This is a genomic window from Arthrobacter sp. NPDC058097 (assembly GCF_042884885.1).
GTDB lineage: Bacteria > Actinomycetota > Actinomycetes > Actinomycetales > Micrococcaceae > Arthrobacter.
Genome location: NZ_JBHVSZ010000002.1, coordinates 308,055 through 322,822, shown reverse-complemented (window position 1 = coordinate 322,822; position 14,768 = coordinate 308,055). Strand labels below are relative to the sequence as shown.

General features: G+C 66.1%; 13 protein-coding genes. 3 read left to right on the top strand and 10 right to left on the bottom strand.

Translation table 11 applies throughout. From position 1 onward, the window contains the following. Positions 1 to 6: 6 nt before the first annotated feature. The 6 genes from ACFVTE_RS05370 to ACFVTE_RS05345 all read right to left on the bottom strand — a co-directional run bounded on the left by ACFVTE_RS05370 (position 7) and on the right by ACFVTE_RS05345 (position 5,042). On the bottom strand, positions 7 to 1,104 hold the full coding sequence (locus tag ACFVTE_RS05370) for an acyltransferase (RefSeq protein ID WP_387097886.1): 1,098 nt from the start codon (positions 1,102 to 1,104) through the stop codon (positions 7 to 9). After that, positions 1,104 to 1,514: a DUF2304 domain-containing protein gene (locus ACFVTE_RS05365; RefSeq protein ID WP_387097883.1), complete on the bottom strand. Its 411-nt coding sequence runs from the start codon at positions 1,512 to 1,514 to the stop codon at positions 1,104 to 1,106. The genes ACFVTE_RS05370 and ACFVTE_RS05365 overlap by 1 nt, the downstream gene beginning before the upstream one ends. A gap of 4 nt (positions 1,515 to 1,518) precedes the next feature. Further along, complete coding sequence (locus ACFVTE_RS05360; RefSeq protein ID WP_387097880.1) at positions 1,519 to 2,157, bottom strand: glycosyltransferase family 2 protein; 639 nt, start codon at positions 2,155 to 2,157, stop codon at positions 1,519 to 1,521. Between the two features lie 85 nt (positions 2,158 to 2,242). Beyond that, a complete protein-coding gene (locus ACFVTE_RS05355) occupies positions 2,243 to 2,737 on the bottom strand; it encodes a hypothetical protein (RefSeq protein ID WP_387097877.1) in 495 nt (164 codons plus the stop codon). After that, positions 2,734 to 4,077: a glycosyltransferase gene (locus ACFVTE_RS05350; RefSeq protein ID WP_387097874.1), complete on the bottom strand. Its 1,344-nt coding sequence runs from the start codon at positions 4,075 to 4,077 to the stop codon at positions 2,734 to 2,736. The genes ACFVTE_RS05355 and ACFVTE_RS05350 overlap by 4 nt, the downstream gene beginning before the upstream one ends. Continuing rightward, positions 4,074 to 5,042 carry a hypothetical protein gene (locus ACFVTE_RS05345; RefSeq protein ID WP_387097871.1) on the bottom strand — a complete coding sequence of 323 codons (969 nt, stop codon included), beginning with the start codon at positions 5,040 to 5,042 and terminating at the stop codon, positions 4,074 to 4,076. The genes ACFVTE_RS05350 and ACFVTE_RS05345 overlap by 4 nt, the downstream gene beginning before the upstream one ends. Before the next feature lie 144 nt (positions 5,043 to 5,186). Here ACFVTE_RS05345 and ACFVTE_RS05340 point away from each other — a divergent pair, with 144 nt between their 5' ends. Then, the gene (locus tag ACFVTE_RS05340; RefSeq protein WP_387097868.1) at positions 5,187 to 6,995 is read left to right on the top strand and encodes an ABC transporter ATP-binding protein; all 1,809 of its coding nucleotides are present in this window, start codon (positions 5,187 to 5,189) and stop codon (positions 6,993 to 6,995) included. 15 nt (positions 6,996 to 7,010) lie between these two features. On the opposite strand, the gene ACFVTE_RS05335 is transcribed toward ACFVTE_RS05340, so the two are convergent. The 3 genes from ACFVTE_RS05335 to ACFVTE_RS05325 are packed head-to-tail and all read right to left on the bottom strand — an operon-like array spanning position 7,011 to position 10,323. Further along, complete coding sequence (locus ACFVTE_RS05335) at positions 7,011 to 8,015, bottom strand: hypothetical protein (protein ID WP_387097866.1); 1,005 nt, start codon at positions 8,013 to 8,015, stop codon at positions 7,011 to 7,013. A gap of 36 nt (positions 8,016 to 8,051) precedes the next feature. Continuing rightward, positions 8,052 to 9,173: a glycosyltransferase gene (locus tag ACFVTE_RS05330; protein WP_387097863.1), complete on the bottom strand. Its 1,122-nt coding sequence runs from the start codon at positions 9,171 to 9,173 to the stop codon at positions 8,052 to 8,054. 43 nt (positions 9,174 to 9,216) lie between these two features. Then, the gene (locus ACFVTE_RS05325; protein ID WP_387097860.1) at positions 9,217 to 10,323 is read right to left on the bottom strand and encodes a glycosyltransferase; all 1,107 of its coding nucleotides are present in this window, start codon (positions 10,321 to 10,323) and stop codon (positions 9,217 to 9,219) included. A gap of 54 nt (positions 10,324 to 10,377) precedes the next feature. Here ACFVTE_RS05325 and ACFVTE_RS05320 point away from each other — a divergent pair, with 54 nt between their 5' ends. Further along, the gene (locus tag ACFVTE_RS05320) at positions 10,378 to 11,517 is read left to right on the top strand and encodes a hypothetical protein (RefSeq protein WP_387097857.1); all 1,140 of its coding nucleotides are present in this window, start codon (positions 10,378 to 10,380) and stop codon (positions 11,515 to 11,517) included. Positions 11,518 to 11,574: 57 nt separating this feature from the next. Then, the gene (gene wecB / locus ACFVTE_RS05315; RefSeq protein ID WP_387097854.1) at positions 11,575 to 12,639 is read left to right on the top strand and encodes a non-hydrolyzing UDP-N-acetylglucosamine 2-epimerase; all 1,065 of its coding nucleotides are present in this window, start codon (positions 11,575 to 11,577) and stop codon (positions 12,637 to 12,639) included. An 82-nt stretch (positions 12,640 to 12,721) separates the two neighbouring features. Here wecB and ACFVTE_RS05310 read toward each other — a convergent pair whose 3' ends face one another. After that, positions 12,722 to 14,716, bottom strand: a complete 1,995-nt coding sequence (locus ACFVTE_RS05310) for a DUF6541 family protein (RefSeq protein WP_387097851.1) — start codon at positions 14,714 to 14,716, stop codon at positions 12,722 to 12,724. Positions 14,717 to 14,768: the final 52 nt, after the last annotated feature.

Genomic DNA, 14,768 nt, shown 5'->3' with positions numbered 1-14,768 from the left:
ACTGGCCTAGAAAATGCTCCGCAGCACGGGAACCTTGCGGGCACCGGCCGAGACGGCGAAGCTTCCCACGAGTGTGGCCGCGTAGGCGAGCCCCATAGCCTTGATAGACATCCCGGAGGCCACCGCCGGGAACTGCAGCCGGATGGCTTCGAAAATGACCAGATGTACGAGGAAGACGCCGAACGTTGCGTTCGAGAGTACCGTCAGCGGCGTTCCGGCCCGCTTTACCCTTAGGCGGGAAGCCAGCGACAGAGCCACGACAAATACGCCTAGCGCCGCCAGGGCGACGCCGATTCCGAGGTAGGAGACGGAAACGACGGCATCCAGAAGGCGGAATTCTCCCTTGTTGCCGTAGTGCCAGACCGTTCCGGCGATGATAACGGCAGTTCCGATGGCGGTCACTGTCAGCTTCGTCCCGGTGAGGCGGACGTTCCGCAGCGCGTATCCAGCCAGGAAGTAGCCCACGTAGGGCATCCAGTGCGTCAGGAAGTTGAGTCGGACGGGACTCGCGACGCCGAAAAGGCCAAGTACACCGGGAAACATGTAGAAGAGCAGCGACGCGGCGAGAAAAGCCGCGGCCGCCTTCACGGCCCGGGACTGGCCGCCTCCGCGCAGGAACCCGGCGAGCACCGGGGCCACCGCGTACAGCCCGGCGATAAGCCAGAGAAAGTACAGCTGCGTGAACACCGAGCCGTCGACCAGCAGTTGGAGTGTCCGCTGCGGGGTCAGGTCCTCGCCCCGCATCCACAACCGTACTCCGACGAGATAAATAAGATTCCAGGCGACGACGGCGGGAACCAGCCGCATTGCCCGGCGCCGGTAGAACAAGCCCGGCTGTTCCGCCGCCATCCTTGAGCCTAGGATGAGCGCCCCCGAGATCATGACGAAGACGGGAACAACCCAGATCCAGCTCACGTCCAGCACTACGGCGATCCACCATGGCCGGCTCTCGCGTGGTGCCCGGCCAAGCACGTAGCCGAAGACGTGGATCGCGACCACTCCGCAGATGCTCCCGATCCGGAGAATGTCCAGACCGTATTCGCGCGTGGGCGCGGTTTCCGGAGCCGGAGCTGCAGTCCGGGTCCCGCCGGACACAATGGGCATTACTGCCCTCCGTGCGCCGGCGGGGTCAGGCGCCGGTCCGGCTCCGCTTCCTTGGTCTCAAGGGGCTCGTCGCGCGTGGGCGGTGGTGTCTCATCCAGGGCGATTCTGCGGGAAAGTTTCGTCAGGGTGGATTCCATGTGGCGGAAACGCTGGTAGGTCGTGGCCATGAAGACCATGAAACTCACGATGAGGCCGTAGAGCACCAGGTCGGTTCCGCGGCCGATGCCGAGCAGCCGGGCCACACGGGTCAACAACTCCGGGAAGAAGATGGAGAGCGCCGCCACACAGGCAAAAAGAACCAGCATGATCCGGCGGATGGCAAGGTGCCTGGCATTGGAGCCGCCGCGCATCAGTGCCAACGACACGATGATGACGGCAACGACGAGGGCTACCTGGACAATGATCTGCACAATTTCACCTAAAGAAGAGGTCAGCGACGATATTGACCGAGTTCAACAACGACTGGCCTTTGGATTTTGAATAGTCCGTGTAAATGATCTCCACCGGGTGCTCGACCCAGCGCGGGTTCATCTCCGCTAGCTGATGGATAAGTTCGGAGGCGTGGGCCATCCGGTTCTGCTGCAGATGGATGTTCCGGGCGACGTTCGGGCTGAACGCGCGAAGGCCATTGTGGGCGTCCGTCAGGGCCATACCCGTGGACATCCGGGACTGCACCGCAGCCGTCCGCAGGACCAGCCGCTTCAGTGGCGAGAGCTTGGTGCGGTCATCGAGGAACCGGGAACCCAGGACAACGTCCGCCTCCCCGGAGCGGATGCGGTCGGCCATGGCCAGCGCGTCAACGACGCGGTGTTGGCCGTCGGCGTCGAAAGTAACGATGCAGTCCAGCTGCGGATCCTGCAGCGAATACTCGATTCCTGTCTGCAGCGCCGCCCCCTGGCCCAGGTTTACCGGGTGTTGGACAACTACGGCGCCGGCCTGGCGGGCGATGTCCTGCGAGCCGTCGGTGCTGCCGTCATCAACACAAACAACGTGCGGAAATTCCTTCCGCAGCCCCTCGATGACGGTACCGACGACGGACGCTTCGTTGTACATGGGTATGACTATCCAGGTTCGACTCACCCGTCAAGTATTCCACAGGCGACATGCCATGGACTCATCGGCGGGGCCTGATGGACGATCACTTCCGCAGTGTCTCCCGAAGCGCATGCAGCATGGCGATGGGACCGTGCACCAGCCCGGCACCTGTTTTGTTGCGCAACTGCCAGACGGAGCGGTCGGCGGTGAGGTCAGCCGCCACAACGACGTCGGAACGCCGGAACTTCTCCTGAAGGTCCGCGCGGCCGGCGAGGGTCCGTGCGAGGCTTCGGGATTCGAAGTTGTCCCGAAGAAGCCGTCCGGCAACACCAACGGGGCCCGGCTTGCCTGCGGCGGCTGACACCAGGGAGCCGAGCCTGCCGCCGCGGGGCTTGGCCAGCGGCACTACCGTCAGGCGGTCGTCCCCGGCCGTGACGGTCGCGTCACCGTTGTGTGCGTAGACGGCCGTCCCTGTCATCTGGCCGGCCTGCTGCCCCACCGCGCCGACGGCACGGCTCCACAGATCATCAATGACGGCCTGCGGGTGGCTGCTGCGCCCGACGACGATACTCACGTGCAGCGGCTTGGCGGAAGTCATGCCTGGCTCCTTTCTTCGGTGGCCGGCTGCGGAGTGGCCGCACCATGCCCTGCGATACCACGCAGCTCGGCGATAACCGGCTCCAGGATCGTACTGCGGAGGAACTGCTGGCCGTAGGCCCAGGCAGCGGCCCAGCGCTTTTCGTCCGGCTCCCGCAAGGCCTCGGCGCAATCACGCAGCGCATTGGCTATCCCCTCAGGGGTGAGTTCCTTCGCCGGGAACCACAGTGGGTAGTCCCGGAGGAGGTCCGTGGCTGCGTTCTCCATGTCGTGCACGGAAACGATCGGCAGTCCGGTGGCCAAGTACTCAGTGGTCTTGCCGCCAGTCACGTATTTGCCGCTGGACAGCAGGAGAATCAGGGCGTCCATGCTTCCGTAGAACCCGGCGACGTCACGTTTGGAGATCGGCCCGTCGTAGCGGAGGCCATTCTGCCGCCCGGCCCCAAAGATCTCGAGAATCTCAGCGCCTGCTGCTCCGGATGCGCTCAGCTTCCCGCGGAACACTGCCTCGGCCTCCGGGCTGTCCGGACCGAAGGCGGCGCTCCAGCCGTCCAAGAATTCCTGCAGCGGCATGTTCACGTACTGCAGCGTGCCGAGGTAACCAAAGCTGGGGCGTTGCGCGGGCTGCACAGCCGGCCTGGCGTGGCCGGGCTGGGGATCGAAGCCGTTGGCCACCACCCGCATCAGGTGGGCCGACTCCGGGTAGCGGCGGGCATATTCGTCCCTGATCTGGCTGTTCACAAACCAGACCTGGGCGGCATCGTTCAGGTACTCGGCTTCGCGCTTCCCCACGGCGCTGTCCGGGGTAAAGTCCTCGGCCCCGGAAATGGTGTTGAAAGCCCACGCGTCGCGGTAATCCATGACGTACGGGACGCCTTCAAGTGCCCGGGCAACCCCAAATGCCACGTACGGGCTGGCCGAGGCCATGACCAGGTCGACGGGCTTCTCCGCGTGGACGCTTCGGGCGGCCTCGCTGGCGGGCTTCAGCCACGCCCCGTGGAAGTCCTCGGGGAAATTCCGCCGGCTGCGGCGGCGCAGGGCATCCTTCCAGAGGTAGGGAGCCTCAATCCTGAACCGCGAGTACCGGCGCACGTCTCCCTTGGCCGGTTCCTCCGCGCCGCCGTCGTCCACTGCGACAACCCGGATGGCCGGGTGGACCGATTCCGCCAGCTTCTCATCCACGCCCGAAATCTGGGACCAGACCTGCGGGTCGACTGTGAGGACCGTGACATCCCATCCGTCCTCGGCGAACGCATTGGCCACCGCCGTGCAGCGGTAAACGGATGATGCGGTACTGGGGGGAAAGGCAAAAGCGATAAAGAGCAGGTGGGGCTTGTTCACTTTGTGGCTCCTAAGACCTTGGCGTAGCCTGCCTCCAACCTAGGGAGAAGTGTGGACGCACCGTGGAACTGCGACACGTATGAGGGACCACCCAGCTTTTGGGAGAGCGCCTCCGGGTCGTCCAGGCTGTCACGCACAGCCTGAGCAATCTCCGCGCGGGCAACACTGACCATTGCCTGATCATCCGGGTAACCGGGAAAAGGGTCGGCGAAAACCAGCGGAACTCCTATTCCCATGGCTTGCAGTTCGCTCACTCCCAGGATCCCCGTCGCCTGCCCGACGGCTACATGTGCAGTGGCGAGTTCCTGCAGGAAGAGGACTTTGGACATCCTGGGCATGAGATCGATGCCGAGTGCTGCAGCCTCCGGCGCGCGGTCCCCCCAGTCAAGCCCGACGACGTCCACGTCACCGGAGGCACCAACTGTGGATATCACGTCGGCGGCAGCCTGAAGCAGGGCATCGCCGCCTTTGGAGGCGTCCCATCGAGACGGGAAAAAGACCTTGGGTTTTGCCGCAGGAGCCCAGGCGGGAAGTTCTGCCATATCCAACGGGGCGGGAAGATACTCGGCATCCGGCCGAGCCCGCTCGGCCTTCTCACGCAGGTCCGGAGTCGTGTACCAGACCTGCCCGGCCCGATCGATGTCTTCTTTGATCACCGCGTGGTGTTGGTCCTGCCAGTAGTTCTCCCGGATGTCAGTGCCATGAAGAGTCAGGGCATAAGGGCGGGAAAAAGTCCCACGCGCCCACTTTGCCCGCCCACCCATGTTCACGTGCCATACCTCGGTCCGAGGGAAAGCCGCGGCCTGCTCCATGCGGAACCGGTAATAGGCTACTTTCGTCCCGCCGCGGGTCCAGGGACCTTGAATGATCCGCCAGGGTTTGTTCTGCCGCCGTGCCTCACCCACAAACGTCTTTCCAACGTCGGCACAGTCAAACAGCTGGGTCACACGGATTTGGTGGGTCATGACCTTATCCTCTCATTGAGATCAGGGGTGGCCGATTCCATCGGCCCCTGCCAAGACCCGCACCCCCGGCCGCTTCCGCGCCTCGCCCGAGGACTGACGCGTAGTATTGGAAGGGACTCTGCCCCTTCCGTTCTGGAGTATTTCTTGAGACAACTGCGCCGCACCATGCGCGAATTGCTGCCACTTCTGCCGATGAATGCGCGGAGATTCCTGCTGCTCTTCGGCGTCCTGTCAGCTGTTCTGGCTTTGCTCGACGCAGCCGCTCTCGGCGTTTTCGCACTCGTGCTTAACCAGATTCTCAAGGGTGGGGAAATGAGCCTGCCCTTGTTCGGATCCATGAGCCAGGAGTTTGGGCTGCTGTTGCTCGTCGGGTCCGCCATGGTGATGATCCTGAAGTCGGTCCTGAACATCTGGCTGCAATGGGTCTCCACCAGGAAGTTCGCCGACTACGAGCTCGAGATCGGCACGGTGCTGTTCCAGAGCTACATCCGGGCTCCGTGGACCGAACGTATGAAGCGTTCCACAGCCGAGCTGGTGCGGATGATCGACGTCGGTATTGCCAACACGGTATCGGGCGTGCTTCTCCCGGCTGTCACGTTGCCTGCAATGGCACTGACCTTTGTTTCGGTACTGGTCGTCCTGATTGGCGCGTCGTGGCAGACCGCAGTGGCCACGCTTGTCTACCTCGGCGCAATCGCTGCATTCCTCTACCTCTGGCTTTCCAAAAAGTCCTACGAGGCCGGCAAGGTGAACCGCGACGCTGCCATGCGCATGTCCACCTTGGTGTCTGAAATGCTTGCAGCGCTGAAGGAGATCACGCTCCGGGACAAGGCGGACGAGGTTGGCGGCATCGTCATGCAAAGCCGTGAAACGGCCGCACGGTCCCGTTCGAATATCCGATTCATGGGCGCGGTGCCGAAGTTCGTCATTGATATGGCGCTCATTGGCGGCTTCCTGCTGATCGGCACTGTCGGCTACCTGATCGGCGGCATCGAGACTGCGATGTCATCCGTGGCGATTTTCGGCCTGGCCGGCTTCAAGATGGTTCCTGCCCTTACCGCCATGCAGTCCCAGCTGACTGTGGTTCAGTCCACTCTTCCATACACAGAAACCGTGATGGGCGACATCAAGGATGCCGCCGAATTCCGCAAGCACGCGGAAAAACTGGGAAAGACCCCTATCCGGCACGAGCCAAAGATACTGGAACTCAAGGACGTCGAATTCACGTACCCGGGCGCCGGCCAGCCCGCCGTCCGGAACATAAACCTGCAGCTGCCCATGGGCTCTTCCATTGGCGTGGTGGGACAGTCGGGTGCTGGCAAGTCAACGCTGATCGATATCTTCCTCGGCCTGCTGACACCTTCCGCCGGAACCATGGCCCTCGACGGCGTTCCGCTCGAGGATGTACTGGCAGACTGGCGCAAACGCGTTGGCTATGTGCCACAGGAAGTCGCGATTTTCGACGGCACCGTGGCCCAGAACGTCGCCCTGACATGGGGCAGCGACATCGACGAGGACCGCGTCCGCACCGCATTGCAGCGCGCCCAGCTCCTGGAAACCATCGAGTCCCGCAAGGACGGCATCAACGGCCGGGTCGGCGAACGCGGCCTTGCCCTGTCGGGCGGCCAGCGCCAGCGCCTCGGCATAGCCCGCGCCCTGTACATGGATCCACTTGTTCTGGTGCTGGACGAGGCGACGAGCGCACTCGACACCGCCACCGAGGCGGCCGTAGCCCAGGCCATCAGTGAACTGCACGGCGAAATCACCGTCATCTCCGTGGCGCACCGGCTGTCGACTATCCGCAACAACGATCAGGTGTGCTTCATGAAGGAAGGCACCATCCTCGCCCAGGGCACGTTCGATGAGGTTGTCCGCGCGAACCCGGACTTTGCCCAGCAGGCGGCCCTTGCCGGGCTGCACTCGCCCGCCGGAGCAACCGCAGCCAACAGCTAGCGGTCGCGCCGGCCGTTAGCCGCGGCCGGCCGCGATCCTGGCATACAGCGTGGTCAGTCGCGGTACAAAGGCTGCCGCGTCGTAGCGGGGCAGCGCCCAGTCGCGGCCGCCCAGCCGTTTGGTAACAGCAACGGGGTCATCCAGGGCCGCCTCAATCTGCTCCACCACGTCCTCTTCGGTTCCCTCGAGCACGGGCGGTGTGGTCCCGTCGTCGGGCCGTGGAAGCCGGGAGCCCAGGGCGGCGAGCGGGGCACCCATGCAGAGGGCCTCGAACTCGCTGGTGGCGAAGTTGTTGGTGGCCTGGCCAATGGTCAGATGTGCCTGGGCCATGATCCGGTGGAAGTCATCCTGAGGCATCCGTTCCAGCAGGGTCACCCCGTTCCGGCGCGCGGCGTCGGCGCCGGGCCCCCAGTTCAGGCCGAGGATTTCTGCCCGGTTTCCGACGGCGGCGCTGAGCTTCCGCGCCAGCTCCAGCTGCCGCTCCACGCCCTTGTCGTCATCCCACCGCGAGACGAAAAGTATCGACGGCCGCCCGCCCGGGTGCCACGAGGGCAGTGCAGCGGCGTCCACGAGGGCAGGCAGGAACTCGGCATCGGGACGGGCACGGAGGGCGTTCTCCGCGGTGTCGTTATTCGCGAAGAAAACGTGGGCGGCCCCGTCGATCGCCTGCTGGATCTCGCCGTGGAACTGCGGATCCTTCCACTGCTTGCGGATATCCGTCCCGTGCAGCGTGAGCGCGTACGGCCGCTGCGGCATACCGCGCTCCCGGAGTAGCCGGGCGCTCGTTCCGTAGTGGACATGAACGACGTCGGCCGCGCGGAGCCGGAGCGCCCGGCGCGCAACGAAGGGCACGAACCGCGCACGGGCAAGGAACGGGTTCTTTGGAGCAGCGGTCATGGGCCGGACCTGCTCCGGCGGCAGGTAGGCCCACTCGATGCCGGCCCTCGCCGCTGCCCGGACCATGTTGCGGGCCACGAAGGCACAGTCGTTGAACTGAAGAACCCTTGGTTCGGACCTCAAGAATTTCCCTAACGTTTAGTTGTAGACAATGGGTTTTCAGGCACGTGCCAGCGCTGCCGTGTAGGCCCGGTCGAACAGCTCACCCACGGCTTCCGGTGAGAACCTCTCCCGGATGGGGCGCGCGATGTCCTCCGCGGGCACGTCCTTGAACGCGTCCCTGGCGTCCAGCACCGCCCGTCCCAGCGATTCCGGCGTCACGTCCTCCACCAGCCTGCTGTTGCCGGCATCGGCGTAGTCGCTGAAGCCTCCCACCCGGGTCGCCACCACGGCGCGGCCGGCAGCCAGGGACTCGGCCGCGGACGTGAAGAAGTTCTCCTGGGCCGTGGGAAGGAAGAAAAGGTCGGCTGCCGACAGATGTCTGGCCACCTCGGCAGGGCGGACCGACCCGGCCAGCGTGACGTGGTCTCCCAGGCCCAGTTCCGCAACACGGGACTCAACCGCCGCCCGCAGCGGCCCGTCCCCCACCCAGGTCAGATGGGCCCCGGCGCCGTGGTCCCTCAGCCAGGCGATTGTATCCACCGCTTCCAGCGGGCGCTTCCTGGCCACCAGTCCCCCGACGGCGGCCAGCCGGAGCGGATTCCCGAAAGACGCAGGGACGACGGCGCCCCGCCCCTTGACCACGCACGGCACCACCATTGCGGCGCCAGGCCGGGCAAAGCGCTGCATCTCCGCGGCCAGCTGTCCGGTCACGCCGGTGACCACATGGGGCAGCCGCAGAACCGCCCGGATTCCGGCCAGCTTTTCCCATAAGGGTGAAACACTCGCCGGGTTGACCACGCCGTTCCAGTGTTCCGTATGGACCCACGCCGGACCCCTGCCGGCAAGGGTCCGCGCCGCCCAGGGCAGCATCGTGACGAGGATGGAGGAGAACGCCATGGTGTGGACGGCGTCCGCCCAGGCCATTTCCCGCGCCAGCGTCCGTGCCGCCTGCACGAGCGTGAAGGGGCGTTTGGGGTCGGCAGCAATGCGCCGCACCGGAGTTCCCTCCCACAGGCCTGATGATTTCCCCGGCATGCCGAGCGCGGTTCCGAGCCGCACATGGACCACCCGCACGTCGTGGCCCCGGCCGCGGACCGCCTCCACGTGTTCGGCGTTGAAGGGTGCCTCGGTGGGGTTCTCGTCATGGGGATACCACGTGGCAACTACCAGGATCTTCATGTGTTCCTTTGGCGTGTCTGGAAATCTAAGCGGGCGGGCGGCCCTACACGAGGGCCGAGGCGCTCATGAAGCGGAAGGGGGCTTCCGGATGCAGCACCCTGGTGACGTCGCGGGGCACCCACGTCTGCGGGCTGACAAAGCGGCGCCGGGCCTGGGCCAGCGACTTCATCACTTCCACGTCCGATTCCTCGCGTGCAACGGCGTCGAGCAGTTTTCTGTCCGCCAGCGAGAGCGGACGGGCCGCTCGCGGAGCCGCGAACAGCAGCTTCCGCAGCTCCTGGGCCATCTCCCGCGCGTCGTCGCGGTCCCAGGTTCCGGCTTCCGCGCGCAGCAGGACATGCCCAAAGACATGCACACGGATGATCTTGGTAACGATCGCTTCCCTGGCGCGCTGCGGAAGCTCCGCAAACCAGTCAGACAGCACGAGGTCGGTGGCGAAGGCCAGGTCTTCCGTGATCGGCCGCGGAGTGTGGGTCACCCGGACGGCTGCGTCGGCATGCACCAGGTAGCGGGGCAGGCCTCGGCCGTAGCTGATTGTCGCACCGGAGAACCAGAGCCCCGCGGAAAAGGACTGGTCCTCCCCCGTGGCGTAGCGCGGCGGAAACGTGAGGCCGAGCCGCCGGACGAGTGAGAGCCGCATGAGCCCCAGCGGCGCGGTCCGGTAGGTCAGGCGGTCGGCGACCGGGTCCAGGTGGCCGCGCCGGGTACGCCGGACCACCGGGGTGCGGATCGGGCCACCCCCGGCATGCGCCATCGGGGCGATCAGGACGTCGGATCCGTCCCGTTCGGCAGCCTCCACCCACTGCGCCAGGGCGCCGGGTTCGATCGAATCATCGCTGCCCATGATGGCCACCCAGGTGCCGGTGGCTTCGGCAATGCCGTGGTTGAAAGGACCCGCCGGGCTCTTGATGCCGTCCACATAGTGCAAGAAGCGGACCAGTTCCCGGTGCTCGGGAGCCACGCGGTCCCGGATTGGTTCCACATCCGTGTTGTGGCAGACAACGTTGATCCGCAGGCGCCGCGGCGCTCCGGCCTCCGCTGCCAGGCCGCCCTCCAGCAGGGATGCAACAGCGCGCCCCACCGGCCGGTCCGGGGTGTGCACGGCAATCACCACGTCGAGCAGCACGGAGTCCTGTGTTTTGTTGTCCACCCAGTAAGGTTATCGCGGGTCCAATCAAACCTTGCCGAGGAGCACGCACACCCCATGAGCCAGAGCATCGAAGTGGTCATTCCCGTCCATGATGTAGAACGACCCTTCAAACGCGCTGTCAGCTCCGCCCTGGCGCAGGGCGCCGAGCTGTCCCGGCTGGGTGTTGAGCTCCGGGTCACAGTGGTGCTGCACAATCTCGGCGCCGCAGCCGCCGCGGTCAGCGGGGGCTCCGGAGCCGGCTCCGGGTTCGACGGCGTCACCTGGCTGACGTGCGACGACGGCGTCCCGTCCCCCGCCGGACCCCGCAACCGTGCGCTGGACGCAAGCACGGCAACGTTCCTGAGCTTCCTTGACTCGGATGACCATCTGGAAGCCGGGTCACTGGCCGCGTGGTGGAAGGCCGTCCAGCCTGCCGGCGCTTCGGTGGTCATCGCTCCGCTGCGCACGCCTGAGGGAACCATCCTGCCGGCACCCCGCATCCGGCCCTCGAAGCCGGCCGTCCTGGACCCCCTCAAGGACGGCCTCGCCTACCGGAGCGTGCCGTACGGGCTGCTCCGGCGTTCCGCCCTCACCGACGTCGGCTTCCGCTATGCGGAGGGGCTGCGGACCGGCGAGGACATCGAGGCAACCCTGAAGCTCTGGTTCCGCTCCGGCCCGGTCTGCTACCCCTACGGCGCCCCCGCCTATCACCAGACCGACGATTCCGGTGCCGGCCGTGTCACCAGCTCCCTCAGCCGCCTGGCGGACGAATTCAAATGGCTGGAACGGCTGCTCGCGTCGGAATGGCTGCGTCAAGCCCCCCTCGCTGAGCGGCGCGCCGTGGCGCTGAAGGTCCTGCGCGTCCACGGCATCGGCGCGCTGCTGCGCCGTGCCGGCGCCTCCGGCGTGCCAGACGATGCCCTGTGGAACGAGGCGGAGCGTGCGTACTGGGCCGATATCTCCTCCCGGCTGTATGCCTTTGCCGGCGGCAGCCTGCCGGAACTGAGCCGCCGGGATGCGGAACTGGCCCAGGCAGCCGCGGCGGCGGCCGACGTCCGGTCGCTGCGCACCGCCGTCGGACGCCACCGCAACGCGGGCCGCCTGGGGGACCTCGTCCCCGCGAGCCCGACGGCGATCCTGTCCCGGGACTCGGTGCTGCGGCACTACCTGACGGAACGGCTGCGTGCCCGGGCCGGCGTCTTTTCCCGGTCCTGACGGTGTGCAGGCCTCCCCGGGCGGAAATCTGCGCTGGCTGCAACTAAACTGGAGCCCATGCGAATTCTCAGCGTCGTTGGCGCACGTCCCCAGTTTGTGAAACTTGCGCCGATCGCGGCAGCCATGGAGGGCCAGGCAGAACACCTGATCGCCCACACGGGCCAGCACTATGACGAGCTCATGAGCGATGTGTTCTTCCGCGACCTCGGCATCCCCGCACCGGACTTCAACCTTGGTGTGGGCTCGGGCAAGCACGGAGCCCAGACCGGTGCCATGCTGCACGGGCTCGAAGAAATCCTGGAACAGTCGGCCCCTGACTGCGTCCTCGTTTACGGCGACACCAACTCCACCCTCGCCGCGGCCATCGCCGCCATCAAGATGCACATCCCCGTCGCGCACCTCGAGGCAGGCCTGCGGTCCTTCAACCGCCGGATGCCCGAAGAGCACAACCGCGTCCTGACCGACCACAGCGCCGACCTCCTGCTGGCCCCCACCGAGGTGGCCGTCAAGCACCTCGCCACCGAGGGCCTTGCGGAGCGGACCGTCCTGGTGGGCGACGTCATGACCGACGTCCTCTTCAAGGTCCGCGACATGCTCGACGGCGGCGACCAGCCCCTCCCGGTCGACGCGGCTCCGGGCGAATACTACGTCTGCACCATCCACCGGCCGGACAACACCGACTCCCCGGAACGCCTCTCCGCCATCGTCGGGTCCCTGGCCAGCCTGGAGAAGCCGGTCTTCCTGCTGGCCCACCCCCGGCTCGTTAACCTTGCGGCCAAGCACGGCATTGAGCTGGAGCAGGGAGCGGTGCGCGTTGCATCGCCTCTCGCCTACCCGCAGCTGGTCCACGCCGTACGGAACAGCGCCGGCGTCATCACGGACTCCGGCGGACTGCAGAAGGAAGCCTTCCTGCTCCGCACCCCGTGCACGACGATCCGCCCCGAAACCGAATGGGTGGAGACCGTGGAACTCGGCTGGAACGTGCTGGTGAGCAAGGACCTGAGCGTCCTGGCCGACACGGTGCAGCGTCCGGCCCCGGCGGCCACGGATGCCACCCCCTACGGCGACGGCCACGCCGCCGAACGCACGGTGGCAGCGTTGATTGAGGCCTTCGGAAGCTGACAACCAGCCTCAAGCAAAAGACCTCCGGAACGTGCACCCTGCGGGGTGCCTGTTCCGGAGGTCTTTTGCTTGGTGCCTGCCGCTAGCCGCAAGCCACCACTTTGAACAGCTTCGCGTTCCCTTGCTGGTCCACGAGCTTCACAGCGCCAGAGGACGCGAGGTTCTGCAGGCCAGGATACGTCCTGCTCTCCGGGTGGTTGAGGAGATACTGCGTCCCGAAGTCCAGGGCATAGGACACCCTGGTTTCCCGCACGGCGTCACAAACTGTGGGTGAAGTGTCCGCCTTCGCGAGCGACTCCGCCACGACCCGCATGCTCTTGGTCTCCCGCTGGCCCATGTGGAATTCCAGTACCTTGCGGTCCGAAAAAGCGTAGGCAAGTGCCCCGCCGTTCCACGGGTTCACCGCGATGACCGCATCCTCCGGAACTTCCGAACCGAGGCGGGCCAACAGGGCATACTCGTCGGAGGAGACAATCGAGTCCTTCGTATCCCGTTCGAAGAAGTACTGGCTGGAGGCGACGTATCCCCGGACCGGCCCTGCCTGCGTGGCCCAGCCAAGACCGAGGCAGACGGCCACGATCGCGGCGAAGCCCGCAATGCCGCGCAGACGCACCCCCGCCCGCGGCACTTTCAGCGCCAGGACACCGGCGGCTGCCTTGATGGTGTCGGCCGTGGCCAGCACGCCAAGTGCTGCCAACACCACCGCAAAGATCGGAAGGTAGGCCGCGAGCCGGTACGTGTCCTGGTACCACGTGCCCGTGAAGAACGCACGGGCCCAGCCGGCCGCGAATCCGGCGTCGACAACGTACAGGAACCCTGCGACCAGGTAGCAGCCGAGCAGCCAGAGCTGTGTGCGCCGGCGGACGATCCTGGCCACGCCGATCAGGGCCAGCACCGAGATGAGGAGCGTGGCGTCCGTCTTCATGGGCCCGTTGGCTATCACTTCGCCGATGGCACCGGGCACGGTTTGGTGCGGCGTCCAGCCGTTGTATGGCGCCGGACGGAGCTTCTGCCATGCGATCACAACGGCAACCGCGCCCGCCACCGAGGCCACCGCCACCAGGGCAAATTTCCGCGCCGAAGCCTTGGTACGGATCATCTCCCTGACGTAAAGGAAGAGCCGGGCCAGGACCACCGGAATGCTGAAGGCAAGAAGCGCGTTGACAGCGCTCATGTGGGACAGGGCCAGTCCGGGAACTGCCACCAGCAGGACAAGCCAGGCCCGCAGCGGAGGTTCACGCAGTGTCGGCGACAGCCTGCAGACGAAAATTACCGCGGCGACGCCGGCGGGCAGGGCGCTGACGGAGAGGAGGTTGGGGAACAGGGGGCCCCACACCAGCAGCAGGTAGGGGAAGGCGAGGAAGCCCGCCGACAGTACTCCTGCCGCCATCAGGCCGACCGGGCGCGGGCCGATGACAACGCGGGTCAGGAACACCACGGAAATCGGCCAGATCACTGCCGAGGCAACGAGGTTGATGACGTTGACTGACACCGGAACAGACGCACCGGTCAGCTGCGAAACGAGGGCGGCCAGCGAATGCCACACGGCAGGGTACACGGAGGACAGACCCCCGGTGCCGCCGGCCATGCTGCCGAGGTTCAGGGTGGACGCGTTACCTGTGTCAAGGATGAAGCGGACGGCGTTCAGGTGAAAGACGTTGTCGTAGCGCTGGGAGATGTTGTCCGGCTCGCCCACCAGCTGGATGACCCGGCGGGCGATTAGCAGGGCACCGACGGCAACGCCGATGGCACCGGCGGCCAGGGTCGGCCAGCCGTCGCCCTGCTGCACTGCCTGCCCCACGGCCGTCGGCGCCGGACGCTGCCACGGCCGCCGCGTCACGGCCCACGCGGCCGCGGACGCCAGGGCAGCGGTCACGAGCACGACGCCGATCCCCCACTCCACATGGACGAACGGCGCCAGCACGGCGCCGACCCCCGCAATGGACAGCGACAGCACAGGCGCCAGTCCGAGCAGGCTGGTGCGCCGGAAACCCAGGGACCAGGCAAGCGCGGCGCCGGGAAGGAGCACCACTGCCACGGCCACCAGCAGGGCCGGCAGCGAAGTCAGCCAGGACAAATTTCCTCCAAGGGTGATTACAGGTCGGGCCGCGTTCGGCAAGACCGTGGCA